This window comes from Variovorax sp. 278MFTsu5.1, from assembly GCF_048305045.1.
Lineage (GTDB): Bacteria > Pseudomonadota > Gammaproteobacteria > Burkholderiales > Burkholderiaceae_C > Variovorax > Variovorax guangxiensis.
The window spans coordinates 3,536,500-3,562,616 of sequence record NZ_CP157622.1 but is presented as its reverse complement, the minus strand read 5'-3'; the positions used below and the strand labels follow the sequence as shown (position 1 = coordinate 3,562,616).

Annotated in this window: 26 protein-coding genes and 1 pseudogene; 10 read left to right on the top strand and 17 right to left on the bottom strand. The window is 70.2% G+C overall.

The genetic code is table 11. From position 1 onward, the window contains the following. The 7 genes from ABL844_RS16570 to ABL844_RS16540 all read right to left on the bottom strand — a co-directional run bounded on the left by ABL844_RS16570 (window position 1) and on the right by ABL844_RS16540 (window position 6,084). Window positions 1-840, bottom strand: coding sequence for a universal stress protein (locus tag ABL844_RS16570; protein ID WP_418128227.1), 840 nt, complete (start codon window positions 838-840; stop codon window positions 1-3). A gap of 135 nt (window positions 841-975) precedes the next feature. Continuing rightward, window positions 976-2,337 carry an FAD-binding oxidoreductase gene (locus ABL844_RS16565; protein WP_418128226.1) on the bottom strand — a complete coding sequence of 454 codons (1,362 nt, stop codon included), beginning with the start codon at window positions 2,335-2,337 and terminating at the stop codon, window positions 976-978. Then, on the bottom strand, window positions 2,334-3,560 hold the full coding sequence (locus ABL844_RS16560) for an SAM-dependent methyltransferase (RefSeq protein ID WP_126019922.1): 1,227 nt from the start codon (window positions 3,558-3,560) through the stop codon (window positions 2,334-2,336). The genes ABL844_RS16565 and ABL844_RS16560 overlap by 4 nt, the downstream gene beginning before the upstream one ends. A gap of 24 nt (window positions 3,561-3,584) precedes the next feature. Further along, window positions 3,585-3,815 (bottom strand): hypothetical protein, encoded by a 231-nt coding sequence (locus tag ABL844_RS16555; protein WP_418128225.1) that lies wholly within the window; start codon window positions 3,813-3,815, stop codon window positions 3,585-3,587. A 93-nt stretch (window positions 3,816-3,908) separates the two neighbouring features. Further along, complete coding sequence (locus ABL844_RS16550; RefSeq protein ID WP_418131910.1) at window positions 3,909-4,574, bottom strand: PRC-barrel domain-containing protein; 666 nt, start codon at window positions 4,572-4,574, stop codon at window positions 3,909-3,911. 20 nt (window positions 4,575-4,594) lie between these two features. Further along, window positions 4,595-4,975, bottom strand: coding sequence for a hypothetical protein (locus tag ABL844_RS16545; RefSeq protein WP_418128224.1), 381 nt, complete (start codon window positions 4,973-4,975; stop codon window positions 4,595-4,597). A 71-nt stretch (window positions 4,976-5,046) separates the two neighbouring features. Continuing rightward, window positions 5,047-6,084, bottom strand: a complete 1,038-nt coding sequence (locus ABL844_RS16540; RefSeq protein ID WP_418128223.1) for a zinc-dependent alcohol dehydrogenase family protein — start codon at window positions 6,082-6,084, stop codon at window positions 5,047-5,049. A gap of 103 nt (window positions 6,085-6,187) precedes the next feature. Here ABL844_RS16540 and ABL844_RS16535 point away from each other — a divergent pair, with 103 nt between their 5' ends. Further along, window positions 6,188-7,450 carry an MgtC/SapB family protein gene (locus tag ABL844_RS16535; RefSeq protein WP_418128222.1) on the top strand — a complete coding sequence of 421 codons (1,263 nt, stop codon included), beginning with the start codon at window positions 6,188-6,190 and terminating at the stop codon, window positions 7,448-7,450. Between the two features lie 67 nt (window positions 7,451-7,517). Here ABL844_RS16535 and ABL844_RS16530 read toward each other — a convergent pair. Continuing rightward, window positions 7,518-9,314 (bottom strand): annotated as a pseudogene (locus tag ABL844_RS16530) (adenosylcobalamin-dependent ribonucleoside-diphosphate reductase); the annotation flags it as partial. Between the two features lie 150 nt (window positions 9,315-9,464). On the opposite strand from ABL844_RS16530, the gene ABL844_RS16525 reads away from it, so the two are divergent. Both ABL844_RS16525 and ABL844_RS16520 read left to right on the top strand, forming a co-directional pair. Then, window positions 9,465-9,731: a hypothetical protein gene (locus tag ABL844_RS16525; RefSeq protein WP_418128221.1), complete on the top strand. Its 267-nt coding sequence runs from the start codon at window positions 9,465-9,467 to the stop codon at window positions 9,729-9,731. Between the two features lies 1 nt (window position 9,732). Continuing rightward, window positions 9,733-10,572, top strand: coding sequence for a universal stress protein (locus tag ABL844_RS16520; RefSeq protein ID WP_418128220.1), 840 nt, complete (start codon window positions 9,733-9,735; stop codon window positions 10,570-10,572). Window positions 10,573-10,618: 46 nt separating this feature from the next. On the opposite strand, the gene ABL844_RS16515 is transcribed toward ABL844_RS16520, so the two are convergent. The 5 genes from ABL844_RS16515 to ABL844_RS16495 all read right to left on the bottom strand — a co-directional run bounded on the left by ABL844_RS16515 (window position 10,619) and on the right by ABL844_RS16495 (window position 15,026). Then, on the bottom strand, window positions 10,619-10,951 hold the full coding sequence (locus ABL844_RS16515) for a protealysin inhibitor emfourin (RefSeq protein ID WP_418128219.1): 333 nt from the start codon (window positions 10,949-10,951) through the stop codon (window positions 10,619-10,621). Beyond that, window positions 10,948-11,922, bottom strand: a complete 975-nt coding sequence (locus ABL844_RS16510) for a hypothetical protein (RefSeq protein WP_418128218.1) — start codon at window positions 11,920-11,922, stop codon at window positions 10,948-10,950. The genes ABL844_RS16515 and ABL844_RS16510 overlap by 4 nt, the downstream gene beginning before the upstream one ends. A 22-nt stretch (window positions 11,923-11,944) precedes the next feature. After that, a complete protein-coding gene (locus tag ABL844_RS16505) occupies window positions 11,945-12,334 on the bottom strand; it encodes an RT0821/Lpp0805 family surface protein (RefSeq protein WP_418128217.1) in 390 nt (129 codons plus the stop codon). A 35-nt stretch (window positions 12,335-12,369) separates the two neighbouring features. Then, window positions 12,370-13,554 (bottom strand): fatty acid desaturase, encoded by a 1,185-nt coding sequence (locus ABL844_RS16500; protein ID WP_418128216.1) that lies wholly within the window; start codon window positions 13,552-13,554, stop codon window positions 12,370-12,372. Window positions 13,555-13,616: 62 nt separating this feature from the next. Further along, window positions 13,617-15,026 (bottom strand): phenylacetate--CoA ligase family protein, encoded by a 1,410-nt coding sequence (locus ABL844_RS16495; RefSeq protein WP_418128215.1) that lies wholly within the window; start codon window positions 15,024-15,026, stop codon window positions 13,617-13,619. Window positions 15,027-15,180: 154 nt separating this feature from the next. Here ABL844_RS16495 and ABL844_RS16490 point away from each other — a divergent pair, with 154 nt between their 5' ends. Then, the gene (locus tag ABL844_RS16490; RefSeq protein WP_418128214.1) at window positions 15,181-17,844 is read left to right on the top strand and encodes a GNAT family N-acetyltransferase; all 2,664 of its coding nucleotides are present in this window, start codon (window positions 15,181-15,183) and stop codon (window positions 17,842-17,844) included. On the opposite strand, the gene ABL844_RS16485 is transcribed toward ABL844_RS16490, so the two are convergent. Next, window positions 17,777-18,187, bottom strand: a complete 411-nt coding sequence (locus ABL844_RS16485; RefSeq protein ID WP_418128212.1) for a cytochrome C — start codon at window positions 18,185-18,187, stop codon at window positions 17,777-17,779. The two genes, ABL844_RS16490 and ABL844_RS16485, sit on opposite strands and share 68 nt — an antisense overlap. Window positions 18,188-18,325: 138 nt before the next feature. On the opposite strand from ABL844_RS16485, the gene ABL844_RS16480 reads away from it, so the two are divergent. Both ABL844_RS16480 and ABL844_RS16475 read left to right on the top strand, forming a co-directional pair. Further along, complete coding sequence (locus ABL844_RS16480) at window positions 18,326-18,751, top strand: Hsp20/alpha crystallin family protein (RefSeq protein ID WP_418128210.1); 426 nt, start codon at window positions 18,326-18,328, stop codon at window positions 18,749-18,751. A gap of 76 nt (window positions 18,752-18,827) precedes the next feature. Beyond that, window positions 18,828-19,754, top strand: coding sequence for a histone deacetylase family protein (locus tag ABL844_RS16475; protein WP_418128209.1), 927 nt, complete (start codon window positions 18,828-18,830; stop codon window positions 19,752-19,754). Window positions 19,755-19,805: 51 nt separating this feature from the next. Here the strand turns inward: ABL844_RS16475 and ABL844_RS16470 are convergent, their stop codons facing one another. Next, window positions 19,806-21,542, bottom strand: a complete 1,737-nt coding sequence (locus ABL844_RS16470) for a cation acetate symporter (RefSeq protein ID WP_418128208.1) — start codon at window positions 21,540-21,542, stop codon at window positions 19,806-19,808. Next, the gene (locus ABL844_RS16465) at window positions 21,539-21,856 is read right to left on the bottom strand and encodes a DUF485 domain-containing protein (protein WP_126019879.1); all 318 of its coding nucleotides are present in this window, start codon (window positions 21,854-21,856) and stop codon (window positions 21,539-21,541) included. The genes ABL844_RS16470 and ABL844_RS16465 overlap by 4 nt, the downstream gene beginning before the upstream one ends. Window positions 21,857-21,978: 122 nt before the next feature. Between ABL844_RS16465 and acs the strand changes: the two genes are divergently transcribed. After that, complete coding sequence (acs, locus tag ABL844_RS16460; RefSeq protein WP_418128207.1) at window positions 21,979-23,955, top strand: acetate--CoA ligase; 1,977 nt, start codon at window positions 21,979-21,981, stop codon at window positions 23,953-23,955. Window positions 23,956-23,964: 9 nt separating this feature from the next. Here the strand turns inward: acs and ABL844_RS16455 are convergent, their stop codons facing one another. Next, complete coding sequence (locus tag ABL844_RS16455) at window positions 23,965-24,858, bottom strand: MBL fold metallo-hydrolase (RefSeq protein WP_418128206.1); 894 nt, start codon at window positions 24,856-24,858, stop codon at window positions 23,965-23,967. A gap of 100 nt (window positions 24,859-24,958) precedes the next feature. Between ABL844_RS16455 and ABL844_RS16450 the strand changes: the two genes are divergently transcribed. Genes ABL844_RS16450 through ABL844_RS16440 form a run of 3 tightly spaced genes read left to right on the top strand, consistent with a single transcriptional unit; the run spans window position 24,959 to window position 26,116 of the window. Further along, the gene (locus ABL844_RS16450; RefSeq protein WP_240650531.1) at window positions 24,959-25,249 is read left to right on the top strand and encodes an ArsR/SmtB family transcription factor; all 291 of its coding nucleotides are present in this window, start codon (window positions 24,959-24,961) and stop codon (window positions 25,247-25,249) included. Then, window positions 25,249-25,683, top strand: a complete 435-nt coding sequence (locus tag ABL844_RS16445) for a YeeE/YedE family protein (RefSeq protein ID WP_418128205.1) — start codon at window positions 25,249-25,251, stop codon at window positions 25,681-25,683. Before ABL844_RS16450 ends, ABL844_RS16445 begins: the two co-directional genes overlap by 1 nt. A gap of 10 nt (window positions 25,684-25,693) precedes the next feature. Beyond that, window positions 25,694-26,116 (top strand): DUF6691 family protein, encoded by a 423-nt coding sequence (locus tag ABL844_RS16440; protein WP_418128204.1) that lies wholly within the window; start codon window positions 25,694-25,696, stop codon window positions 26,114-26,116. The last annotated feature ends 1 nt before the right edge of the window (window position 26,117 follow it).

The window sequence follows — 26,117 nt, the reverse complement described above, 5'->3', positions numbered from 1 at the left end:
TCAGTGCGCCATCAGCACGGGCACGGTCATCTGCGCCAGTATCTGCCGCGTCACGCCGCCCAGTATCCGCTCGCGCAAGCGCGAATGGCTGTAGGCGCCCATCACGAGAAGGTCGGCGCCGAGGTCGGACACCCGCGAAAGCAACGCGTCCGCAATGCCGATCTCGGTCACCTCCGACTCGGCGCGCGCCTGCACGCCGTGGCGCAGCAGGAACTGGATCATGTCGTGCGTCAACAGGCGCTGCGCGTCGTCCCCGTCGCGCGGGTGGCGCAGAGACAGCAGCGTGACGCGCACCCCGCGCAGGGCGGGCAGCGACGCGTGGAGGGCCACGGCCGCTTCGCGCGAGCCGTCCCAAGCCACCACGATGTTCTTCGGCACGCCGGAGAACTCGCCGGCCGAAGGAACCACGAGCACCGGCCGGCCGACCTCCATCAGCACATGCTCGGCAAGCCCGTGCACCGTGGTGTCCCGCCTGGCCGACTCGTCGCTCTGCCCTACCACGACGAGGTCGCTCGCATGGCCGTACCGGACCACCGCGTCCTCCGTGACGCCGTCGACCAGCTGCACCTCGTACGACAGCGGCCCCGAGGCGGCGATGTCCTGCCTGAACTCGCGCGCGATGGCCTCGGCGCGGCGGCGCAGGTAGTCGGCCGATTCGGCGATGTAGTCGGTCATGCCGGTGGCGATGGCGTCGGCGGGGATCACGCCGTCGTACAGGCCGGTGGGAATCAGACCCGTTAGATGGCTCTCGTGCGAACGCGCCCACCGGGCCGCCAAAGCCGCGCGCACCGGGCTGCGGCCGGATCGGTCCAGGTGGACGAGGATGGTTCTGAAATTCATGTCTGCCCCGCAAGGTGGTGCGCCGAATCCCGGCGCGGGAACTGGAGGAAGGAAATGCCCGAAGGAACCGGCCTCTGCCGCATGTTCATGCGTCTCGCCCGTCCGGGGGTTGACGTCGATCAAGCCAGCGCCGGGTCAGCGCCTGAGCACGCACTTCTCGTACAGGCGAGGCGCCCGCCCCTCGGGGTCGTAGCGGCGCTTCAGCGCGTCATAGGCCTCCATGCCGTAGGCGCGGTCGAACTCCTCGCGCGTGAAGAAGCTGTCGGAGTAGAGCGACTTGATGCCCCCCAGGCGCAGCACCTCCTGCTCGACCAGCCGGTTGAAGTGCCCCGCTTCGTGCGTCTCCTGGCTCTCGACCACGTCCCAGAAGCCGAAGTTGACGTACAGCGTGCCCGCGTCGAGCGGGTACAGCACGAAGCCCGCGCCGGGGTCCGGCACGTGCACCGGGCAGATCCAGACGGGAAGGATGCCGATCTCCCGCCCGAGGAACTCCAGGAATGTGCGCGCGGAGCCGATCGGGATGTCGACGTCCTGGATGACGGATTCCACGTGCATCCCCCGCAGCGCGGCCATGCGCCTCGTCACGCCCCAGCGGGCATTCATGCGCATCAGCCGCGTGTAGGTGCGGGAGTTGAGATGGCTGCGGCCGAGCATGCGGCGCACCAGCGGATGCTGCGCCGCGAAATTGCGCGAGCACCAGAACCAGTCGGTGTCCCAGCGCCACAGGTAGTCGCGCACGGCGAGATGGTCGACCGGCATCTCCAGCAGCGAACGGTAGTAGATGCGCTCGAATTCGTAGTTGCTCGTCCACGGCGCGTCGCGCTCGAAGCGCGCGACGTTCAGCACCATCGACCGGGGGCCGAACACCACGGCGTCGACGAAGTCGGCATCGCCCTCGGCCGCCTCGGCCAGCGCCGCGAAGAATTCAGCCGGATGCTGGTACGCGACGTGTTCCACCCGCACGAAGGGCTGCACCGGCTGGGTGCGCAGCACCAGCCGCAGCGCGTAGCCCAGCGAGCCGTACGAGTTCGGAAAGCCGAAGAACAGGTCGCGGTGCTCGTTGCCGGGCGTGCAGTGGACGATGCGGCCGTCCGGCAGCAGCACGTCGAGCTCCAGCATCGTGTGGTGAACCAGCCCCTGGCGCATCGACGTGGCCTCAATGCCCACGCCCGCCACCGCCCCGCCCGCGGTGATGGTCTTGAGCTGCGGCACCACCGCCGGCATCACGCCGTGCCGCAGCGTCACGTCTACCAGCGTCTCGTAGGTGGCCATGCCCTCGACCTCGACCGTGCCGCGCGACGCGTCGACCTCGATGACATGGTCGAATTCGCCGAGATCGATTCTTCGCCGGGGGCCGGCCTCGCGGTCGCGGAACAGATTCGAGGTGCGCTTCGCCAGCGCGATCGGCGCCCCCTGGGCCGCGCCGCCTTCGCGCATGGCGTCCAGCAGGCGGCCTTTGCGCGCCTCGTGGGCCAGCGCCTCGGTGCCGGGGTTCATTGCCCGGGCTCGTACAGGTGCGCACGGTCCATCGGGTAGCTGCGCGGCGTCACGTTGCCCTTGCTGAAGACGACCTGGAACAGGTGCGTGTAGCCCGCGGCTGACCGGAACATCTCGGCGCAGCCGACCAGGTAAGTGCGCCAGACGCGCCGGAAGCGCTCGTCGAATCGCCGAGGATCGAGGCGCTGTATCGCTGGCCAGTGCTCATCGAAGCGCCGGGCCCAGGCATCGAGGGTCGGCGCGTAGTGCCGGCGGAGGTTCTCGATGTCCAGCACCTCCAGGCCGTTGCGCTCCATCTCCACGATCACGTCGGCGAGGCTGGGAATCCAGCCGCCCGGGAACACGTGCTTGCGGATGAAGAGCTCCGTCTCGAAGCGGCCCACGTGGCCGATGAAGTGCAGGATGCCGAGCCCGCCGGGCTTCAGGAACTCCGCATGGGCCCTTACCACCTCGGGCAGCTGGTCGCGCCCCGCATGCTCCAGGGTGCCGATGGAGACGACCTTGTCGTACTGCTCGTCGACGTCGCGAAAGTCGGCCTCGCGCACCTGCAGCGAGGCTTCGAGCCCGCGCCGCTCGATCTCGTCGCGCAGCCACTCGACCTGCTCCGTGGTGGTGTTGAGCCCGACGCCCGTGGCGCCGATCTTCTCCTGGGCGCGGAACATGAAGCCGCCGAAGCCGCAGCCGATGTCGATGAAGCGGTCTTCGGGGCCCAGCAGGATCTTGCGGCAGACGTGGTCGATCTTGTGGCGCTGCGCCTCCTCGAGGCTGCGCGTGCCTTCGGGCCAGTAGCCGCAGGTGTACATCATGAGCGGATCGTCGAGCCACAGGCGGTAGAAGCCCGTGCCCAGCCCGTAGTGCGCACGGGCGTTGGCCTTCGCGTGGGCGGGGTCGCGGTTGGAGTGCCGCAGCTCGTGCAGGCTGTTCTCGATGCCGTTGAGCGCGCCGGCCCGGTGGTCGAAGCCAGCCGCCATGCCAGCCGCCAGGGCCGCGCCGAAATCGCCCTCCACATCCACTTCCTGGTCGAAATAGGCCTCCATCAGTCCGATGTGGCCGCGCGTCGCGGTGGCGAACAGGGCGGCCTCGGTGTGGAAGACGACGGTGAAGGCCGGCTCGCCCTCGCCGGCGCGGTGGCGGCTGCCATCGGGCATCGCGACGGCGAAGCAGGCCGCGGACCGCCGCCCCAGGTCGTCGAGCATGTTGCGCAGGGGCTGCGACAGCGTCATGGGAGCGCCCGGTTCCGCTTTCGCCTAGCCGTCCAGCGGCACGCCGCCGCCGAACCTGCAGATCCACTGGTCGGTGAGTTCGCGCTGCACGGCACCGAAGGAGCGCTGCCAGTCGGCCATCAGCTCCAGTTGCCTCAACTGCGCCTGCAGCGCGCTCCCCGCAATCGCGATCTGCCAGTTCATGATGGCCTGGAGGTAGCTGCCGTCAGGCGGCACCGGCTGCGTCTGGATGAGAGAGAAAGGTTCCGCGGGCATGAGAAATGTCTCCAAGAGTCTTCGGTCCATCCTAGGTACATGCCGCGGGCGCAGGTTGACGCATATCAAGCCGCGTGCGGCTCCCGGCTCCCTTCAGGCCGGCACGCCGCGCATCGCGCTTCGCAGGCGCGCCGCGGCCTGGCCGACCTGGGTTTCCGCGGCCTGCCATCGGTCGGAGTCGGCGGCATCCATCTCGGCCACCTTCTCCTCCACCGCCTGCACGGCCTGCCGCAGCGCGAGGATCTGCCGCTCCAGGCCCGCGCGGGCTTCGCCGCCCTCGCCGTGCGCCAGCTGGCGCTCCAGCCGCGCGATGGTCCGGCGTCCCCTGTCGGCGTCCTGCAGTGCCTGCTCGACGATCGCGCTCTGCGTGCGGGTGACGGGGGCATGTACGAACGCGGGCTGCAACGCCAGCGCCTGGCGATCTGCGTCGGGCAGCAGCAGGCGGCCGCCGCGCACCGCGAGCTGCGATGCCGGCACGACGACCAGATGCCGCGAGCCCGAAGAGAAGGTTCCCATCTCGACGATCAGGAAGTTCACGCGCCTGTCGGTGCCGACGATCAGGTCCAGCGCCTTGCCGATCCGTTCGCCCGACGCGTCGTACACGGCGCGCCCGAGGATGCTCTGCTTCGCGCTCCATCCCGGGACCAGCTGCCCGGTTTCGGTCAGCGTCGCGCCCGCGCGCGTGGCGCCAGCCACCTGCGCGCCCGCGATGCCCGCGAGCGCGGACATCAGCCCGAGGGCGGCGAGACGGCGCAGCATCTTCACGGAACCGCTCCCGCTCAACCGGCCTTCATGGGCGCCGCCATGCCCTCGTGCATCGAGAAATACCGGCGGGCCAGGGCGACGAGCTCGTTGGTGCTCATGCGCTCCGCCGTCTCCCAGCCGACGATCTGCCCCGCCACTTCGGGCCGGTGCTTCTCGACGTAGTGACGAAAGTCGGCTTGCGCCATGTGCGAGCCGGTGACGAGCACCTGCGTGATTCCCTTCAGCGCATTGCAGACCTCGCCGAAGAATTCGTGTTCGCTGCGCACGCCGCTGCCGTGCTGGCGGGTGTAGCGCGCATGCTCCCTGACCTGCTGCGCAAGGACCTGCGAAGCATCGAACTGGAAGACTTGCGCGGCGTGGTGATCGACCCAGGCGACGGCGTGGAAAAGCGACATGGCGGAGATCCGTACGAAGAAAAATAAAAAAGAATGAGAACGGGAAAGGCAGGGAAAGGCCTTTCGGGGCGCTACGCCTCGATGAGCACCTTCAGCGCATGCGTCTCGGCAGCGCGCGCGAAGGTGTCGTAGGCATCGATGACCTGGTCCAGCCGGAACCGGTGCGTGATCAGCCGGGCCGGGTCCACCTTGCGGGACTGCACCGTCTTCAGCAGCATGGGCGTCGAAACGGTGTCGACCAGCCGCGTGGTGATCGCGATGTTCTGCGACCACAGGCGCTCCAGGTGAAGGTCGGCCGCATGCCCGTGGACGCCGATGTTCGCAATGGTGCCGCCGGGCGCCACGATGTCCTGGCACAGCACGAAGGTGGCCGGGATGCCCACAGCCTCGATGGATACGTCCACGCCACGCCCGCCGGTCAGCGCGAGCACCGCCTCCGCCGCATTGCCGCCGGTGCTGTTGATCGTGTGCGTGGCGCCGAAGCGGCGCGCGACCTCCAGCCTGCCCTCGTCCAGGTCGATGAGGATGATCTGCGAGGGCGAGTAGAACTGGGCCGTGAGCAGCGTGGCCAGCCCGATCGGGCCCGCGCCGACGATGGCCACCGTGCTGCCGGGCGCCACCTTGCCGTTGAGCACGCCGCATTCGAAGCCGGTCGGCAGGATGTCGCTGAGCATCACCAGCGCTTCCTCGTCCACGCCGGCCGGCACCGGGTAGAGGCTGGTGTCGGCGTGCGGGATGCGCACGTACTCGGCCTGCGTGCCGTCGATGGTGTTGCCCAGGATCCAGCCGCCGGTGGCGCAGTGCGAATACATGCCGCGGCGGCAGTTCCCGCACTTGCCGCACGACGAGATGCACGAGATCAGCACATGGTCGCCGGGGTGGAACGCAGTCACGCCGGTGCCCACGGTCTCGACCACGCCCACGCCCTCGTGGCCGAGGATGCGACCCGGTGTGCAGCTGGGCACGTCACCCTTGAGGATGTGCAAGTCGGTGCCGCAGATGGTGGTCTTGAGGATCCGGACGATGGCGTCGCCCGGCGCCTGGATTTCCGGCTTGGGACGGTCTTCGAGCGACTTCAGGCCGGGGCCCTGGTATACGAGTGCTTTCATGCCCCGCACGTTATGCCCCCGGTGGCGCGGCCGGCTTGATCCAGCGCAAGGAACTCTGGCGCTCGCGCCTTGACGCGGCGCGGCGGCCGGAGAGACTGCGTGCATGAACCTCCCCAGCCCTTCGGCCGCGATCGTCGGACTCGCCGTGGCCCTGGGCGTCGGCCTCGTGATCGGCATCGAGCGCGAGCGCCGCAAGGGCGACGGCGAGCGCCGCGCGGCGGCGGGATTGCGCACCTTCGCCATCGTGGCGCTGGCGGGTGCCATCGCGCAGATCCTTCCCGTGGCGGCGCTGGTGCCCATCGGTGGCGCGCTCGTCGCCGCGCTGGCCGCGGTGTCGCACTGGAAAAGCCGTGCGCCTGACCCCGGCATGACCACCGAGATCGCCCTTTTCGCCACCTACCTGATTGGTGTGCTGTGCGTTCTCCAGCCGGGGCTGGGCGCAGCCTGCGGGATGGGCCTGGCCCTGCTGCTCGCGGCGCGCCGGAGGCTGCACCTGTTCGCCACGCAGCTGCTGAGCGAGCAGGAGCTGCACGACGGCGTCCTGCTGGCGGCGCTCGCTCTGATCGCGCTGCCGCTCATACCCTCGCGGCCCATCGAGATGCTCGGCGGCATCAACCCCCGGCCGCTGGCCTCGATGGTGCTGCTGATCATGGCCATGCAGGCGGCCGGACAGGCAGCGGTGCGATGGCTCGGCGTGCGCGGCGGCCTGCTGGGTGCCGGCTTCGCGTCGGGCTTCGCCTCCAGCACCGCCACGGTGGCCTCGTTCGGCCATCGCGCGCGAGAGCAGCCGCTGCACACGGGCCTTCTGGCGGGCGCCGCGGCACTGTCGGCCGTGGCCACCTGGGTCCTGGCGCTCGCGATGACCGGCGCACTCTCTCCGCAGGCGGGCGCCGCCCTGCTGCCCGTGGCGCTTGCCGGTGCGGCGGGTGCCGTGGCCGTCGGGCTGCTGCCGCTGCTGACTTCACGCGACGCGGTGGCGGTGGCGGTGGGACCGCCCGCCACGCAGCGCAGTGCCTTGCGTCCGCGCGAAGCGCTCGCCATCGCGCTCGCCCTGGCGCTCGTCGCGCTGCTGGTGGGCTCGGCGCAGCGGCATTTCGGTGATGCCGGCCTGCAGGTCGGCATCGCGCTCGCGGCCCTGGTCGATGCGCATGCCCCCGTGGCCTCGCTCGCATCGCTGCACGCGGCCGGCACATTGCAGACGGACCATTTCATCCGGGGCGTGCTGGTGGCCGTCGGAACCAACACGCTCACGCGCTGCGCGGTGGCCCTGGGCGCCGGCGGCAAGGCCTACGCGCTGCGCGTGGGTGCCGCGCTGATGGCCAGCCTGGGCTGCGCGTGCGTCGCGGCCATCTGGCTGCGGAGCTGATCTTCATCAGGCGTGGATCAGGCCAGGCTCAGGCCGGGGCCACCGGCGCCGTGCACCCGCTGCACGCCGGCCGCACGGGGGCCTCCAGCACCGAGCCGCGCAGCGGATTGGGCCTGTAGGTAGCCAGGCCCTTGAGCCCCAGCCGCCAGGCCTGCATGTAGAGGTCCTTGAAGTCTTCGTACGGGCAGTCCTCGGGCACATTGACCGTCTTGGAGATGGCCGCGTCGACGTAGGGCGCCACCTCGGCCACCATCTCAACGTGCGCCGCGGGGCTCATCTCCAGCGCCGTGACGAAGGCGGGCCCGAGCGCCGCACGCGGGCCCCTGTACAGCCGGTACAGCCTCAGCGCGTGGTCCTCGACCTCGTACTCCTGCGTTCCGCCGTCCGGCAGCCGCTTGCGCCGCGTGAAGGTCCAGGCGAAAGCCGGCTCGATGCCGTTGCTCGCGTTGTCCGAGAAGGCCAGGCTGATGGTGCCCGTGGGCGCGATCGACAGCAGGTGCGAGTTGCGCATTCCCCAGGCGCGGATGCGCGTCTTCATCGGCTCCGGCAGCCGTGACGCGAAGCTGCCCCGCCCGAGGTACTGGCCGGCATCGAACAGAGGGAATGCCCCGCGCTCGCGGGCCAGCGCGCACGAAGCGGCATAGGCCGCATCGCGCAGCAGCCGCGCGATGCGCCGGGCGGCTGCGCGGCCCGGTGGCGCGTCGTAGCGCAGGTTGAGCATCACCAGCGCATCCCCCAGTCCGGTGAAGCCCAGGCCGATGCGCCGCTTCAGCATCGCCTCGCGGCCCTGGCGCCCGAGCGGCCAGGCGGTGATGTCCAGCACGTTGTCGAGCATGCGCACCGCCAGCCCGGCAAGGCGGGAGAAGCCTTCCTCGTCGAAGCGCGCGGCGGGCTCGAAGGGGTCCTTCACGAAACGCGTCAGGTCGATCGACCCCAGGCAGCAGCTGCCGTAGGGCGGCAGCGGCTGCTCGCCGCACGGGTTGGTGGCGTCGAGCGTCTCGCAGCTGTAGAGGTTGTTGTCGGCGTTGATGCGGTCCAGGAAGAGCGCGCCGGGCTCTCCGTGCGCGTAGGCCGATCGCATGATACGGTCCCACAGCGCCCGTGCCGGCCGGCGGGCGTACACCCACAGCCCGTCGTCGCGCCGGTGCTGCTGCTCGCTGCGGATGCGGGGGCCGGGTTCGGCCCGATGCACCAGCTCGACCTCGCTGTCGTCGAGCACGGCCAGCATGAAGGCATCGGTCAGTCCCACCGAGAGGTTGAAGTTGCTCAGTTCGCCGTCGTCCTTCGCGCCCACGAAGGCCTCGATGTCGGGATGGTCGCAGCGCAGCACGCCCATCTGCGCGCCCCGCCGCGCCCCGGCCGACTCCAACGTGCGACAGGAGCAGTCGAAGACGCGCATGAACGGCACCGGCCCCGAGGCGCTGGAACGGGTGCCGGCTACCCAGGCCCCGTGCGGGCGGATGCGCGAGAAGTCGTAGCCGACACCGCCGCCCATGCGCATGGTCTCGGCAGCCTCCGCCAGCGCGACATAGATGCCCGGATAGCCCTCGTCGTCGCCGGTGATCGAGTCGCCCACGGGCTGAACGAAGCAGTTGATCAGGGTGGCCGTCAGCGCCGTGCCCGCCGCCGACTGGATGCGCCCCGCGGGCACGAAGCCGTCGCGCAATGCCTGCAGGAAGCGCGCCTCCCAGGCTTCGCGCTCGCCGGCTTTCTCGGCCTGTGCCAGGGCCCGCGCCACCCGGCGGTGGATGTCGTCGATGCCGTGCTCGCCTTCCTGCGCGTACTTCTCCATCAGCACGTCGCGGCAGATCGGCTGGACGGGCAGCTCGGGAAGTCTGGGGCTGTCGACGGTGAAGCTTGTCATGGCCATCGGCGGAAGGTCGGGCGCCCATGATGGAAGCGCGCCCCGCCGCGGCCTTGATCCATCGCAAGGCCGTGGACGCGGCGGACTCCTAGAGTGAACCGGACCACGCGCACGCGGGCACATCCACACACACAGAGGAGAAGCGAAGACATGCCACGTCACTACCGGCTTGCCGACATCACGGTACGGGTCCCTTTCGGGACCAAGGAACAGGGGCGCATCGCCTTGCTCCAGGCCGCGGGCATTCCCGTGGATGCGGACGGCGAGCTCGCGCGGGGCTTCCTGCACGAACGGAAGCCCTTCAGGCTCGGCGCCGATTCGATCTGCCGCTGGTTCGACACCGACGGCACCGACCTCGTGCCGGCCATGCCGTCCATGGCGGCCGCCGACCACTCATCCGCCGCGCGCGCAGCCTGACATGAGCACGCTCCGTTCGATCCTCGTCCATCTCGACGGCACGGACCGCGCCGAGGTGCGCCTGCGCCTGGCGCACCGCCTCGCGGCCCTGCACGAGTCGGCCTTGACCGCGCTCTTCGCGGTGTCGCCGTCCGTGCTGGCGGTGCTGCCGATGATCGGCGGCCTGCCTCCCATGCCGATGGCCGGCGACATAGACCCCGACCACCGCGCCCATGCCGCAGCGGTGTTCGAGCGCCTGCTGCAGGACCACGCCAGCCGCAGCGACTGGCGCGAGCTGCGCGGCGAGCCTGTCGTCGAGAGCTTCGTGCAGCATGCGCTGACCAGCGATCTCATGGTGCTCGGGCAGCGCGATCCGCGCGACAAGGCGGGCTTCGACGTGCCGGCCGACTTCATCGAGGCGGTGGTGCTCGCCAGCGGCAAGCCGGCGCTGGTCGTGCCGTTCGCGGGCAGGGTGTCGCCGAACCCCGCAAAGGTGCTGGTGGCGTGGCGCGGCGCGCGCGAGTCGGCCCGCGCGCTGGAGACCGCCCTGCCCCTGCTGCGCTCGGCGCAGGAGGTCCACCTGGTGGCCCCGATGAGCGCCGCGGATCCCGCCCACGGCACGACGATGTCGAGGCTGCGCGACTACCTTCGCCTGCACGGCGTCAGGCAGACGCGGGAGCACAAGGCGCCCGCCGAAGACAGGCACGCCGGCGAGGCGCTGCTGTCGCTGGCACAAGAGACCGGCGCCGGCCTGATCGTCATGGGTGCCTATGGCCACAGCCCTGCGCGCGAACTCGTGTTCGGGGGCGCCACGCGCACGGTGCTGGAATGGGCCGCCGTTCCGGTCTGGATGGCGCACTGAAGAGCCGCCCCACCTGCCCCCACCTGCCCCCACCCGCCGGAACTGCTCATCCGGCTTCCTTCCACATCCAGGCCAGGGATTCGGGCGCCTGCTCTTCCGGCACTTCGAAGCTGATCGCCGGACGCGCCGCGATGCCGCAGTCGTCCACCAGGATTTCGACACGGTAGAAGCGCCGGTCTCCACCCTGCACGCCCGCGCCACCTTCCGAGCCGCACGATGCGGCATCGCGCAGTGCCTGCCCGATGCGTTGTCTCGCGACCGCGTCGCAGCCGCCGAGGCTGAAGCTGCGAGGCCGTGAAAGCCCGGGCGTCCAAGCAAGGCCGCCGTCCCGCGCGATGCGCACGGCCCGGATGCTGTCCAGCGGCGGCAGCTCGATCATGGCGTTGCGATCCGGGTGCCCCATGCCGTCGCGGCGAACGCCTCGACGAAGCGCTGCAGCTCGCCGCGCGGCAGCCTGTCGATGCCGGCAGCGCGCGCACGGCCGGCGCCGCCGAACCGGCTGCACAGCGCGTGGGCGCCGTCCGGGCGCGCCTGCGGAGCGCGGACGCTGACGGCATAGCCTTCGCCGCGCGCCGCGAGCACCGCATGCGCGAGCTCCGGTTCGCTGCTGGCCAGCTCGTTGGCCAGGCAGCCCTGCACGCGGCGGCTCCACGGGGCATCCGGCAGCACGCGCACGCTGCCGCCGGCGCCCTGCCAGATTGGCGCGGTGCCCACGGCCTGGCGAAGGTCGGCGTGGCGCAGCGCATCGATCTCGTCGACGATGCTCTCGTGCGCCAGCATGTCGCGCGGGTCGCGGTAGCGCACCATCAATGCGTACAGCAGGCGCGGGGCGATGCACACGTCCTGCTCATGCTCGCCGTAGGCGTTGTAGTTGATCAGCATGCCCAGCCGCCGCAGCCCCGCGCAGTCGCCGGGCTCGAAGCCGCCGCCGAGCGCCAGCCTGTCGGCCACGGCGGCCATGTTGTCGCCATGGATCCCGACCAGCGCCCAGGCGCGGAAGGCACCGCCCAGGTGGCGATCGACGAGCAGGCTGGTGCAGACAGCGCTCGCCTCGTCGATGTGCGCCTCGAGATGCGGGTGCTGCGGCACCTCGCCCGCGGCATGGTGGTCGAAGTAGCGCACGTGCGCGCCCTCGTCGAGCAGCCGCTGGAGGCCGGCGCGGTTGCGCAGCATCGAGATGTCGAACACGTTGACTTCGTCGCCGGCCCTTGCCGTGACGCCCTGCAGCAGCGCGATGTCGCGCTTGAGGCCCGTCACCAGCCGGACCGCGCCGGGCCGGTGCAGCCGCCATTGCACGGCCGCGCAAAGACCGTCGGCGTCGCCGTTGCAGACATCGAACCTCGCGGCCATCGCGCAGCCCTGCCCGCGTGCCTCAGGCGGGAATGCGCCAGGAGCCGTCGCTCTGGCGGCAGGCGCTGCCGCCGATGCCATCGAGGCGCCCGCCCACCGTCACCTCGAGCCGGAATTCGCGGCAGCGGACGCCGCCGCGCTCGAAGCTGCGCACGGGCGTGAAGACGAAGCTGTCGCCGGTATCGCGATTGCGCCAGGCCGAAGACTCGCCGTTCGAAAGGGTCTCGAGCGCACTCGCCGCACGGCGGCGGTCGCTGTCGTCCATCGACCTTGCCGCCACGCTGCCGGGTGCGGAAGCCGCGAGCGAGCCGGTGAGCATGGCGCCGCCCGGCGCGGCGGACCGAAAGCCGCCGCAGGCCGCCACGAGGGCTGCGGCCGCGATGGAAACCGAAACTGCCGCAACAGACTTCATCCGCAACTCCTCGGCGCCGGTGCTTTCGGGTACTTTCAGGCGTATGAACGCAGCCGGCGCGAAAAATCCGCCAGTGGCGCGATGCCGCTCGCCTCGGCGCGCTGGCACCAGTCCTGCAACTGCCTGGCGAGCTGTTCGCCCGTGGCGGTGGAGCGGCTCCACAGTGCGGTCAGCTCGTCGCGCATCGAATACATCGTAGCCAGCGGCTGCGAGGCCTTCAACGCCTGCATCACCTGCCGCTGCCGCGAGGGCCCGAGCAGGCCCTGGTCCTTGCCGAGCCAGGGCTTGACGGACTTCAGGGCGCGCGCGGCCTCCGGCGAAATGCCGCGCAGTCGGCCGAATTCGGCCACGCAGGCTTTCTTCAGCGAGCGCGTGTAGTTCGACAGCACGTCGTAGTGGCAGCGGATGATCGCCTGCACCGTGGCCAGGTCGACGTTCGCCTTGGGCGCGACCAGGCGCGGCGTGGGCGCCACGTGCTTCACGCGCGCCAGGCCCAGCGCCTGCAGCGTGCGGATGTAGAGCCAGCCGATGTCGAACTCGAACCACTTGCTCGAAAGCTTCGCCGAGGCCGGAAAGGCATGGTGGTTGTTGTGCAGTTCCTCCCCGCCGATCAGGATGCCGACCGGAAAGATGTTCGTGCTGGCGTCGCGGGCCGGCCAGTTGCGGTAGCCCCAGTAGTGGCCGATGCCGTTGACCACGCCGGCCGCCCAGAACGGAATCCACGCGATCTGCACGAGCAGCACCAGCGCGCCCGGCACGGCGCCGAAGAGCGCCATGTCCACGACGCCCATCAGCACGATGCCCAGGATCTTGTGCTTCGAGTAGAGATGCCGCTCCAGCCAGTCGTCGGGCGTACCGTGGCCGTAGCGTTCCAGGGTCTCGGCGTGCCGCGCCTCGCGCATGTAATAGAACACCCCGCCCCACAGCACGCGGTTGAGCCCGTGCACCTGTGGGCTGTGCGGGTCTTCGGGGGTTTCGCACTTCGCGTGATGCTTGCGGTGCACCGCGGCCCACTCCCGGGTCACCATGCCGGTGGTCAGCCAGAGCCAGAAGCGGAAGAAGTGGCTCGCCGCGGGGTGCAACTCGAGCGCGCGGTGCGCCTGGTGGCGGTGCAGGAAGATGGTGACGGACGCGATGGTGACGTGCGTGAGCGCGAGCGCGGCCAGCAGCACGCCCCACCACGGAAGATCCAGGACGCCGGAGTAAAGCAGGGATTGCATTCATACCTCTTGAACAGTGCCGGCGATTCTGCGGACCGCCGCGGCGCGGACCTTGATGCAGGTCAACACCCGCTGCCCGGTTTTGCGGCCTGCGAGACCACCCGCCGGAACTTGCCGCTGCGCCCGCACTTCGTGCTCTCGCCCGCGCGGCACTGGATGCGCACGCCCCTCGCCCCCTGCGCCTCGAGAAACGCCGCGAGCGCCTCGCGGGCCTTGTGCAGGGTCCGCCGCGCCGTCTCTCCCTCTGCACGGGTTTTCAGCAGCAGGTCGCGCGGCCCCTGCTGCACCAGCTGGAAATCGAACAGGCCGGCCTCCTCCTCGAGCACCGTGCTCACCGCCAGCGGCACCACCTGCACCGCCGGCATGCCGGCGTCGCCGGGCAGGCACAGCGTGTCGTCGTCGCGGCCATGCACCTCGATGGCCGGCAGGCGCGATCCGCATCCGCAGGGCTCGGCCAGCAGCCTGACCCGGTCGCCCAGGTCGTAGCGGATCAGCGGCTGCAGGTGGTTGGCCAGGTTGGTCAGCAGGGTCGTGCTTCCTGCGTGGCCGGGCGGCACCGCCCGGCCGTGCGCGTCGACCGGCTCCAGGATCGCCCAGTCGCTGTTCAGGTGCAGCACGCCCCGCGAGCATTCGAAGGCCAGCGACAGGAACTCCGACGCGCCGTAGCTGTTGGCCACCGGGCAGGCGAACGCCTCCCTCAGGAAGACGCGGCCTGCCTCGGAAAGCGTTTCGCCGCCGGTCCAGATCTCGCGCGGCGAGGCCTTCAGCCGGCCGGCCTCCCGCTCCTGCGCGAGCACGATGGCGGCGCTGGGATAGGTGGCCACCACCGTGGGACCGAACGCATCGATCTCGGCGCACAGCCTTTCCAGCGGCTGCAGGAAGGAAATGCCGCGCAGGCGCGGCGCGAGGCCGGGCTGCAGGCGGCGCAGCCGCTCGACCGATACGGTGCTCGCGAAATGCCCGCCGGTCGCGCCCACGAAGGCGATGCGCTCGGTCAGGCTCCACGGGTCGAACAGCCGGTCGAGGGGCCGCAGCAGCGGCCGTCGCAGCGCCTCCAGCGCGTCGTACACGGCCATCGCGCGCGCGTCCTGCACGAAGATCGCGGGCTCGCCCGTGCTGCCCGAGCTTTCCCATGCCGTGTAGGGCCCGAGGCAGTCGGCCGCGATGTTCGCCGGCTCGGCGACGAAGCGGCGCAGTGCCGGCAGCGAGAGCACCGGGTCGCAGACCCAGTCGGCGAACTCGTGCATCAGCTCCGACTTGCGGGACACCGGCAACTCTTCCAGCCGCACCGTGGCCGGATCGCAGCCGGCCAGCAGGCGCCGGTACCGCGGCGAATGTGCCGCCGCGGCGGCGACCAGTTCCGCCAGCCGCTGCGAGCGCAGCGCGGCGAGCGCTCCCGCGCCCGCGTTCGTGGCCATCGAGACCTCGGCCGCGATCACGTACGCCTGCCACGGATCAAATATCGGCGGCATCGGACGCGGCTCCAGGCAAGCGGGTATCCATGACGAATTCCTCGGCCACGGAGCTTGCGCCCTTGCCGGCGCGGCGGGTTGACGTGCATCAAGCCGGCGGGCGGTTGCGCCTTGCACGATGGCGTGCCCCGCCACTCATGCCGCCTTCAACGCAATGAGCATCCGCCACCTGGACCGTCTGCTGTCGCCGGCCTCCGTCGCCGTGTTCGGCGCTTCCAACCGGCCCGCCAGCGTCGGCGCCACGGTGTGGCGCAACCTGCGCGCCGGCGGCTTCAAGGGCGCGGTGCACGGGGTGAACCCGAAACATGGCTCGCTGGACGGCGTGCCCGTCTTCCCCGACGCGGCGCACCTGCCCGCCGCGCCCGACCTGGCGCTGATCTGTACGCCCCCGGCCACCGTGGCGCCGCTGGTCGCCGAACTGGGCGCGCTGGGCACCCGCGCGGCGGTGATCATCACGGCCGGCCTGGACCCGAGGCAGAAACAGGCCGCGCTGGATGCGGCCCGCCCCTTCACCCTGCGGCTGCTGGGTCCCAACTGCCTGGGTCTGCTGAGCCCTCACATCGGTCTGAACGCCAGCTTCGCGCACACCGACGCGCTGGCGGGCGACGTGGCCTTCGTCTCGCAGTCGGGCGCACTGGTCACGGCCGTGCTCGACTGGACGCGCAGCCGCGGCGTGGGCCTGTCGCACCTGGTCTCGCTGGGCGAGCACTGCGACGTCGACTTCGGCGACCTGCTCGACCACCTCGCCAGCGATGCGCGCACGCGATCGATCCTGCTGTACGTGGAGTCCATCGAATCGCCGCGCAAGTTCATGTCGGCCGCGCGCGCGGCGGCCCGCAACAAGCCGGTGATCGTGCTGAAGGCCGGGCGTGCCGGCCACGGAATTGCCGCCGCGGCCTCGCACACGGGCGCGCTGGCGGGCTCCGACGCGGTCTACGACGCTGCGCTGCGGCGCGCCGGAATGCTGCGCGTCGACACGCTGCAGGAGCTCTTCGTCGCCGCGGAAACCCTGTCGCGCTTCCGGGGCAACGGCCACGGCATGCTCACGGTCATGACCAATGGCGGAGGCGCCGGCGTGATGGCGGCCGACGCCGCCGCGCGCGAGGGCGTGGCGCTGGCCGACCCCGGCCTCGCGCTGCTCGCCCGCCTCGACGCACTGCTTCCGGCGAACTGGTCGCGCGCCAACCCCATCGACATCATCGGCGACGCTCCGGCCGAACGCTACGCCGAGACGCTCGGCGCGCTGCTGGCCGACGCGTCGGCCGGCGCGGTGCTCTTCGTGCATGCGCCCACAGCCATCGTGCGCAGCGAGGACATCGCGCGCGCCTGCCTGCCGCTGGTGCGCGGCCACGCCTCGCGCGTGATGAGCGCCTGGCTCGGCGACGATGCGGTGGCCCAGGCGCGCAGGCTCTTCGAGGATGCCGGCGTGGCCGACTACGCCACGCCCGAAGAGGCGGTGCACGCCTTCGCGATGCTGCAGACCTACAGGCGCAACCAGGAGATCCTGATGGAGACGCCGGGCGCCGGCAACGGCGCCGTGCCGGATGCCGCCGCGGTGCGCGCCACGCTGGGCTCGGCGCTGGCCGAGCAGCGCGAATGGCTCGGCGAACAGGAGGCCAAGTCGCTCCTGCGGGCCTACGGCATCGAGACGGTGCCCACCGTCGCCGTCGCACCGACGGCCGGGGCGGCCGTCGAGGCTGCCAAGGGGCTGGGATACCCGGTGGCGCTGAAGATCCTCTCGCGCGACATCACGCACAAGTCGGACGTCGGCGGCGTGCGGCTGGGCCTGTGCGACGAAGCCGCGCTGCGCGTCGCGGCCGGCGAGATGCTCGACGCGGTGAGGAACGCCAGGCCGCTGGCGCGGATCGACGGCTTCACCGTGCAGCACTCGGTGCATCGCCCGCATGCGCAGGAGATCATCGTCGGCGCCAGCGTCGACCCGGTCTTCGGCCCGGTGATCCTCTTCGGCCAGGGCGGCACGGCCGTCGAGGTCGCAGGCGACACGGCCGTCGCGCTGCCGCCGCTGAACCGCGCGCTCGCCGCGGAACTGGTGTCGCGCACGCGCGTGTCGCGCCTGCTGGCGGGCTATCGCGACCATCCGCCGGCCCGGCTCGATGCGCTGCACGACGTGCTCGTCGCGGTCTCGCGGATGCTGGCCGACCTGCCGCAGCTGGCGGAGCTGGACATCAACCCGCTGTGGGTCGACGAGAACGGGGCGCTGGCGCTCGACGCGCGCATGCGGGTGTCGCGCATGCCGGCGCACGGCACCGGGCGCTTCGCGATACTGCCCTACCCCGACCAGTGGGTGCGCACGCAGACATGGAATGGGCGCGATATCGTGGTCAGGCCGATCAGGCCCGAGGACGAGCCGCAGCACCGGAGCTTCCTGGAGTCGCTGGACGCGGAGGACATGCGCATGAGGTTCTTCTCGGTGCGCAAGGAAATGGCCCGCAGCGAACTCGCGCGGCTGACCCAGATCGACTACGACCGGGAGATGGCCTTCATCGCCGAGGACATCGATGCGCAGGGCCATGCCCGCACGCTGGGCGTGGCCCGCACGGTGAGCGACCCCGACAACGTCGAGGCCGAGTTCGCCATCGTCGTGCGCTCCGAGCTCAAGGGCCAGGGGCTGGGCGCGATCCTGTTCGACCGGCTGATCGAGCACGCGCGCAGCCGCGGCACGGCACGGCTGGTGGGCGTAGTGCTGCGCGAGAACACCCGCATGCTGAAGCTCGCGGCTGCGATGGGCTTCAAGGCCGATCCGGCGGAGCCGCCCTCGTCGGGCCTGCGCCGGATGGTGCTGCAGCTGAGGGCTTGAGCAGGCTGGTCGCGCTCGGCGGCGTGAAGCCGTAGAAGCGGTCGTTCAGGTAGCGGGCGACTTCCATGATGTCCTGGTCGCGCCAGCCCAGCGAGGAGGCCTGCTGCCAGCGCCGCACCTGCTCCTCCAGGCTGTCCCAGTCGTCGACCAGCTTCCTGCCGCGCCAGTGCATCTTCTCGTTGTGGCAGGCGACGCAATTGGTGTTGTAGAGCAGCTCGCCCCGGGACTGGGCCCAGGCGGGGCCGCCGAGCAGGCCCGGACCGGCCGCCAGCGCGAGCGCGACGGCCGGCATGGTCCGGCCGGCCGCGCGGCGGGCTTCGGACAGGAAGGGAATCCGGCGCATGGGGCTCTCCTTTTCGATCGTGGACGATGGATCGCATCGTCTCGCGGCGACCGCCGTTGCGCTTGATCCAGCGCAACGGAACTCCGGCGGCGAGCGCCTAGATTGAAGCTCCCTCAACCCACTCATGGAGCAAAGCGCATGAACACCGCACTGTCCCGCCTGGACCGCATCGAAAACCTCTTTCCCGACATGATGCGCCGCTGGGCACGTCCTCTGCAGCTGATCGACGAGGCCGAACTGCCGGCCGACATCCGGCTCGACATCAACGAGAACGACAAGGAATACCTCGTCACCGCCGAGATTCCCGGCGCCAAGAAGGAGGATGTGCGCGTCTCCATCGACGGCAGCTACGTCTCCATCTCGGCCGAAGTCAGGAAGGACGAGGAAAAGAAGCAGGGCCGCTCCATCGTCCGCGAGACCTATCGCGGCAGCATGTCGCGCGGCTTCTCGCTGGCCAGCGAAGTCGACGACAAGACCGCCGTGGCAAAGCTCGAGGACGGCGTGCTGCACCTCACGCTGCCCAAGCGCGAAGGCTCGGCCCGCACCACGCTGAAGATCCAGTAGCCGTCATGCGACCGGCGCCGCCGGCAGCGGGCTCCCCGCGAGGGCCGCCCGGCTTTCGAAGAAGCAAGGAGCCCGCATGCTGAGCGCCTACATCACACACGCAGATTGCGCGCGCCACGACATGGGCGCGGGCCATCCGGAAAGCCCCGAGCGGCTTTCCGCCATCCACGACCGTCTGCTGATCGCGGGCCTGCTCGACTACATGGCCCCGTACGACGCCCCGCTTGCCACGCAGGCCCAGCTGGCGCGCGCGCACACGATGTCGCATGTGCGCGAACTCGTCGCGATGGCACCCGCCGAGGGACATCGCTTCGTCGACCCCGACACCCTGATGAACCCGCACACCCTGCAGGCCGCGCTGCGCGCCGCCGGGGCCGCGGTGCTGGCCACCGACCTTGTGCTGGCCGGCGAGGCGCCCACCGCCTTCTGCAACGTGCGCCCGCCGGGCCATCACGCCACGCGTGACGCGGCCATGGGCTTCTGCTTCTTCAACAACGTGGCGGTAGGCATCCGCCACGCGCTGGACGTTCACGGCCTGAGGCGCGTGGCCCTCATCGACTTCGACGTGCACCACGGCAACGGCAGCGCAGACATCTTCCGCGACGACGAGCGCGTGCTCATGTGCTCGATCTTCGAGAAGGGCATCTACCCTTTCGCGGGCGAGGACGACAGCGGCCCGCGGATGGTGAACATCGGGCTGCCCTCGCGCTCGGGCAGCGACGCGTTCAGGGCGGCAGTCACCGGGCACTGGCTGCCGGCGCTCGAGGCCTTCGCGCCGCAGTTCGTGTATGTCTCGGCAGGCTTCGACGGGCACAGGGAGGACGACATGGGCAACCTCGGCCTGGTGGAGAACGACTACGCCTGGGTCACCCGGCAGCTCATGGAGGTGGCGCTGCGCCATTGCGGCGGGCGCGTGATCTCGTGCCTCGAAGGCGGCTATGCGCTGAGCGCCCTCGCCCGCAGCGCCGCGGCGCATGTCAAGGTGCTGATAGGCGCCGGCTGAGCCCTGCGGCGCGGATTCAAGGCCGGGCACCCGCGCGCCCGACACACCGGTTCAGTGCCCGCTCGGACCGTGCGCGCCGATGCCGGTTTCCGAACGCACCTGCTGCGCCAGGAAGCCGCCCCGGTCGACCTGCGCACGCGCGCTGCGGTCGAGCACCGAGAACAGCCAGATCCCCACGAAGGCGATGCTCATCGAGAACAGGCACGGCGAGGTGTACGGGAACAGCGAGGAGCCGGGCGGGTTGCCGAAGGTGGCCTCCCACACCGAGGGCGACACCACCGTGAGAGCCACGGAGGACACCAGCCCGAGGAAGCCGCCGATCACCGCCCCGCGCGTGGTGCAGCCCTTCCAGAGCACCGACATGAAGAGCACGGGGAAGTTGGCCGAGGCCGCGATGGCGAAGGCCAGCGACACCATGAAGGCGATGTTCTGCTTCTCGAACACGATGCCCAGCAGCACCGCCAGCGCACCGAGCGCCAGCGTGGTGATCCTGGACACCCGCAGCTCGGCCGCGCTGCCCGCGTCGCCCTTCCTGATGACGGTGGCGTACAGGTCGTGCGAGACGGCCGAGGCGCCCGAGAGCGTGAGGCCCGCCACCACGGCCAGGATCGTGGCAAAGGCCACGGCCGAGATGAAGCCGAGGAACACGTTGCCGCCCACTGCGCTCGCCAGGTGGATCGCCGCCATGTTGCCGCCGCCCCTGAGCAGGCCCTTGGCGTCGAGGAAGTCCGGATTCGTCAGCACGAAGGTGATGGCGCCGAAGCCGATGATGAAGGTCAGCAGGTAGAAGTAGCCGATCCATCCGGTCGCCCACATGACCGACTTGCGCGCTTCCTTCGCGCTGGGCACGGTGAAGAAGCGCATCAGGATGTGCGGCAGCCCGGCCGTGCCGAACATGAGCGCCATGCCGAAGGAGATGGCGGAGATCGGGTCCTTCACGAAATTGCCCGGCCCCATGATCGACTGGCCGATGCTCGCGGCCACCTCGGCGGTCTTGCCGTCCTTCAGCGCCAGGTCGGTCTTGACCTTGACCGCGCCCGCGAACATCGCCTCGGGGCTGAAGCCGAAGTGCCAGAGCACAGAGATCGCCATGAAGCTCGCGCCGCCCAGCAGCAGGCCGGCCTTGATGATCTGCACCCAGGTCGTGGCCGTCATGCCGCCGAAGAGCACGTACACCATCATCAGCGAGCCGACGATGACCACCGCCACCCAGTACTCGAGGCCGAAAAGCAGCTTGATCAGCTGCCCCGCGCCCACCATCTGCGCGATCAGATAGAAGGCCACCACCACCAGCGTGCCGGAGGCCGCGAAGATGCGCACCGGCGTCTGTGCGAAGCGAAAGGCCGCCACGTCGGCGAAGGTGAACTTGCCGAGGTTGCGCAGCCGCTCCGCCATCAGGAAGGTGATGACCGGCCAGCCGACGAGGAAGCCGATGGAGTAGATCAGCCCGTCGTAGCCGGAAGCCATCACCGCCGCCGAGATGCCGAGGAACGATGCCGCCGACATGTAGTCGCCGGCGATGGCGAGCCCGTTCTGGAAACCCGTGATGCCGCCGCCGGCCGTGTAGAAGTCGGACGCCGAGCGGGTGCGCGCAGCGGCCCACTTGGTGATGAAGAGGGTCGCCACCACGAAGAGGCCGAACATGCCGATGGCGGTCCAGTTGGTGGCCTGCTTCTGCAGCTGGCCCATGTCGGCGCCGGCCGCGAGAGCCGCCGCGCCGAGGGCCGACAGCGCGCAGAAGACCGCGGCGGATCGCGTGCGCAGGATGGTCGAGGAACGCGGGCTCATGGCTTGTTCCCCTTCACGGCCTTGACCACCGCATCGGAGAGCGCGTCGAACTCGGCGTTCGCACGGCGCACGTAGTAGGCGGTGATCGCCACGGTGAACACGATCACGCCGAAGCCGAGCGGCATGCCCAGGGTCATGACGCCGTCGCCGATGCGCCGCGCCAGGAATTCCTTGTCGAAGGCCACCAGCAGCACGAAGCCGTAGTACGCGGCGAGCATCAGCACCGCGAGTGTCCAGCCGAAGCGGTCGCGCCGGCGCTTGAGTTGCTGGTACTTGGGGTGGGCGGCGATGCGCGCGGCCAGGTCGTCTTCCATGGAGTCTCCTTGTTTGCGATGGGCGAATTAGGAACGCACGCACCGGCGCGAGGCTTGCGCTGGCGCAAGCTTTTCCCGTCGTGCGCCGGCAAGATCTCGCAACCTTCAGAAGGACACGAGACATGAACGCTCCCGATCCGCAGCCCCGCCTGCCCACCTATGCGCCGCCGCAGGCGCTCTCCCGCACCGCCCACGTCGCAGGCCGCGCCGCCTACGACGCGCTGGTGGCCGAGGCGGAAGCCGACCACGAGGGCTACTGGGCCCGCCTGGCGCGCGAGTTCGTCGGCTGGAAGACGCCTTTCACCAGGACGCTGGACAGCAGCGACGCACCGCACTACAGGTGGTTCGAGGACGGCACGCTCAACGTCTCATGGAACTGCCTGGACCGCCAGGTGGCCGCCGGCAGGGGCGACAAGGTGGCGATCGTCTTCGAGTCGGACGACGGGCAGGTCACGCGCACCACCTATGCGCAGCTGCTGGCGCAGACCTGCCGCATGGCCAATGCGCTGAAGTCGCTCGGCGTGGGCAAGGGCGACCGCGTGGTCATCTACATGCCGATGTCGGTCGAGGGCGTCGTGGCGATGCAGGCCTGCGCGCGGCTGGGCGCGGTGCATTCCGTGGTGTTCGGCGGCTTCTCCGCGCATGCGCTGCGCGACCGCGTCGCCGACACCGGCGCCACTGTGGTCGTCACCTCCGACCAGCAGGTCCGCGGGGGCAAGCGGCTGCCGCTGAAGGCGCTGGTCGACGAGGCGCTCGCGCTCGGCGGCTGCGAGGCGGTGCGCTCGGTCGTCGTCCATCGGCGCACGGGCGAGCCCATCGAGTGGACAGCGCGCGACGTGTGGATGCACGAGATCACGCAGGCCCAGGGCGACAGCTGCGAGCCCGAGTGGGTCGGTGCCGAGCACCCGCTGTTCCTGCTCTACACCTCGGGCTCCACCGGCAAGCCCAAGGGTGTGCAGCACTGCAGCGGCGGCTATCTGCTGCACGCGGCGCTCACCACCAAGTGGACCTTCGACATGCACGACGACGACGTGTTCTGGTGCACGGCGGACATCGGCTGGGTCACGGGCCACACCTACATCGCCTATGGGCCGCTGGCCATCGGTGCGACGCAGGTGGTGTTCGAGGGCGTGCCCACCTACCCCGACGCGGGACGCTTCTGGCAGATGATCGAGCGGCACCGCGTCACGGTGTTCTACACGGCTCCCACCGCCATCCGGTCGCTGATCAAGGCGGCCGAGGGCAACCCGGCCGTGCACCCCGATCGCCATGACCTCGGCAGCCTGCGCGTGCTGGGCTCGGTGGGCGAGCCGATCAATCCGGCCGCCTGGGAGTGGTATCGCCAGCACGTGGGCGGCGGCCGCTGCCCGGTGCTCGACACCTGGTGGCAGACCGAGACAGGCGGCCACATGATCACGCCGCTGCCCGGCGCCACCGATCTCGTGCCGGGGTCCTGCACCCTGCCCTTTCCTGGCATCGCGGCGGCCATCGTCGACGAGACCGGGAACGACGTGCCCGACGGCGAGAGCGGCCTGCTCGTCATCAAGAAGCCATGGCCGAGCATGATCCGCGCGGTGTGGGGCGACGACGCGCGCTACCGCTCAAGCTACTTTCCGCCGGAGCTGCGCGGCTATTACCTGGCGGGCGACGGCGCCGCGCGCGACAGGCTCACGCGCTACTTCACCATCGGCGGTCGCATCGACGACGTGCTCAACGTCAGCGGCCACCGCATGGGCACGATGGAAATCGAATCGGCGCTCGTGGCATGCACCGCGCTGGTGGCCGAGGCCGCAGTGGTCGGCCGGCCCGACGAGACCACGGGCGAGGCGATCTGCGCCTTCGTGGTGCTCAAGCAGCCGCGACCCGCCGGCAAGGAGGCCGACCGGCTGGCCGCCGAACTGCGCGCGTGGATCGGCAAGGAGATCGGCCCCATCGCCAAGCCCAGGGAAATCCGCTTCGCCGACAACCTGCCCAAGACGCGCAGCGGCAAGATCATGCGCCGCCTGCTGCGCTCGGTCGCCAGGGGAGAGGCGATCGCACAGGACGTCTCGACGCTGGAGAACCCGGCGATCCTCGATCAGCTGACCGAGACGCACTGACCCAACTGGCTATCCGCCCGCCGGGCGCCGGTGCACGGCAAGCGCATCCACCGGGATGCGCAGGTACGCGACGCCGTTGTCGTCGGCAGGCGGAAGCCGGCCGCCGCGCACGTTCACCTGGATCGACGGCAGGATCAGCGTGGGCACGTCCAGCGTCGCGTCGCGCGCCGTTCGCATCGCCACGAACTCGTCGGCCCCGATGCCGTCGCGCACGTGGATGTTGTGGGCACGCTGCTGCGCCACCGTGGTCTGCCAGCTGGCCTGCCTCGATGGCGGCGGATAGTCATGGCAGACGTACATGGCGGTGTCGGGCGGCAGCTCCAGCAGCCTGCGCATCGACTCGTAGAGCTGGCGGGCGTCGCCGCCGGGGAAGTCGGCGCGTGCGCTGCCGAGGTCGGGCATGAAGAGCGTGTCGCCGACGAAGACGGCGCCATCGACCAGGTAGGCCATGTCCGCGGGCGTGTGGCCAGGCACCAGCAAGGCGGTGGCTTCCACTTCGCCGATGCTGAAGACTTCGCCGTCCCTGAACAGGTGGTCGAACTGGCTTCCGTCGGGCAGGAAGGCGCGCTCGAAGTTGAAGAGCTTGCCGAAGGTCGACTGGACCACGCGGATGTTCTCGCCGATGGCGATCTTTCCGCCTGCATGCTGCTGCACGTGGCGCGCGCCGGACAGGTGATCGGCATGCGCGTGCGTCTCCAGGATCCAGTCGAGCTGCAGCGCGTGCTCGCGCAGGTAGGCCAGCAGCCTGTCGGCCGAGGCGGTGCCGGTGTGACCCGACTTGAAGTCGTAGTCGAGCACCGGATCGATGACCGCAGCGTGCCTGCCCGCGTGCTCCCACACCACATAGGACACCGTGCCCGTGGCGGGATCGAAAAAACCCTGGATCGTGGTGCGTGAGGTCATGGCGGTTCCCGAGACAAACAATATATATTTAAATATAATATTGAAATCGAAAACGTCAACCCGTCCCGTGAAGAAATCCTCCCTCGCCATCGATCCCCAAATGCTGCGCGGTGCCGCTGGCAAGGCGGTCACGGCACTCAAGCTGCTGGCCAATGAAGACCGGCTGCTGCTGCTGTGCCAGCTCTCGCAGGGCGAGATGTGCGTCAGCGACCTCGAGGAAACACTCGGCATCCACCAGCCCACGCTGTCGCAGCAACTGGGCGTGCTGCGCAACGAAGGCGTGGTCGACACCCGCCGCGAAGGCAAGAACATCTTCTACAGCGTGACCGACCCGGCGCTCATGGAGATCCTTCGCGTGCTCTATCGCCTCTACTGCCCCCCGGAGAAATGATGTCCATCGACTGGAACCACTTCACGCCCCTCGCCGCGCTGGCAGGCGGCGCGCTCATCGGCCTCGCCGCGGCAATGTTCGTGCTGCTCAACGGACGCATCGCGGGCATCAGCGGCGTGCTGGGGGACCTGCTGAGGCCCTCGAAGGGCGACACCGGCTGGCGCGCCGCCTTCTTGCTTGGGCTCGTGGGCGCGCCGTCGCTCTACCTGCTCTTCGCGGTACTGCCCCGCCCGCAGATCGATGCCGGCTACGGCACGCTGGTGCTGGCCGGCCTGCTCGTCGGCCTGGGCACGCGCTACGGCTCCGGCTGCACCAGCGGCCACGGTGTCTGCGGCCTCTCCCGCCTGTCGCCGCGCTCGTTCGTGGCGACCATATCGTTCATGGGCGCGGGCTTCGCCACGGTGTTCGTGGTGCGTCATCTGCTCGGCATCTGAGGAGAACGCCATGATCGCCCTCGCCTCGCTGCTCTCCGGACTCGTCTTCGGGCTCGGCCTCATCGTCTCGGGCATGGCCAATCCGGCCAAGGTGCTCGGCTTCCTGGACCTCGCCGGCCACTGGGACCCGTCCCTGGCCTTCGTCATGGCGGGCGCCATCGCCGTCGGGTCGGTCGCGTTCCTGGCGGCAAGGCGGCGCAGCATGTCCCTGCTGGGCGCGGCGATGCGCCTGCCGTCCTCACGCGAGATCGACCGGCGCCTGGTCGTCGGCAGCGTGGTCTTCGGCGTGGGCTGGGGCATCGCGGGTCTCTGCCCCGGCCCGGGCCTCGTCGCGCTGGGCATGGGCGAAGCCAAGGCCCTTGTCTTCGTGCTCGCGATGCTCGCGGGCATGGGCATCTTCGAACTCATCGAGCGCCGCGGTCGACAGTACTGAC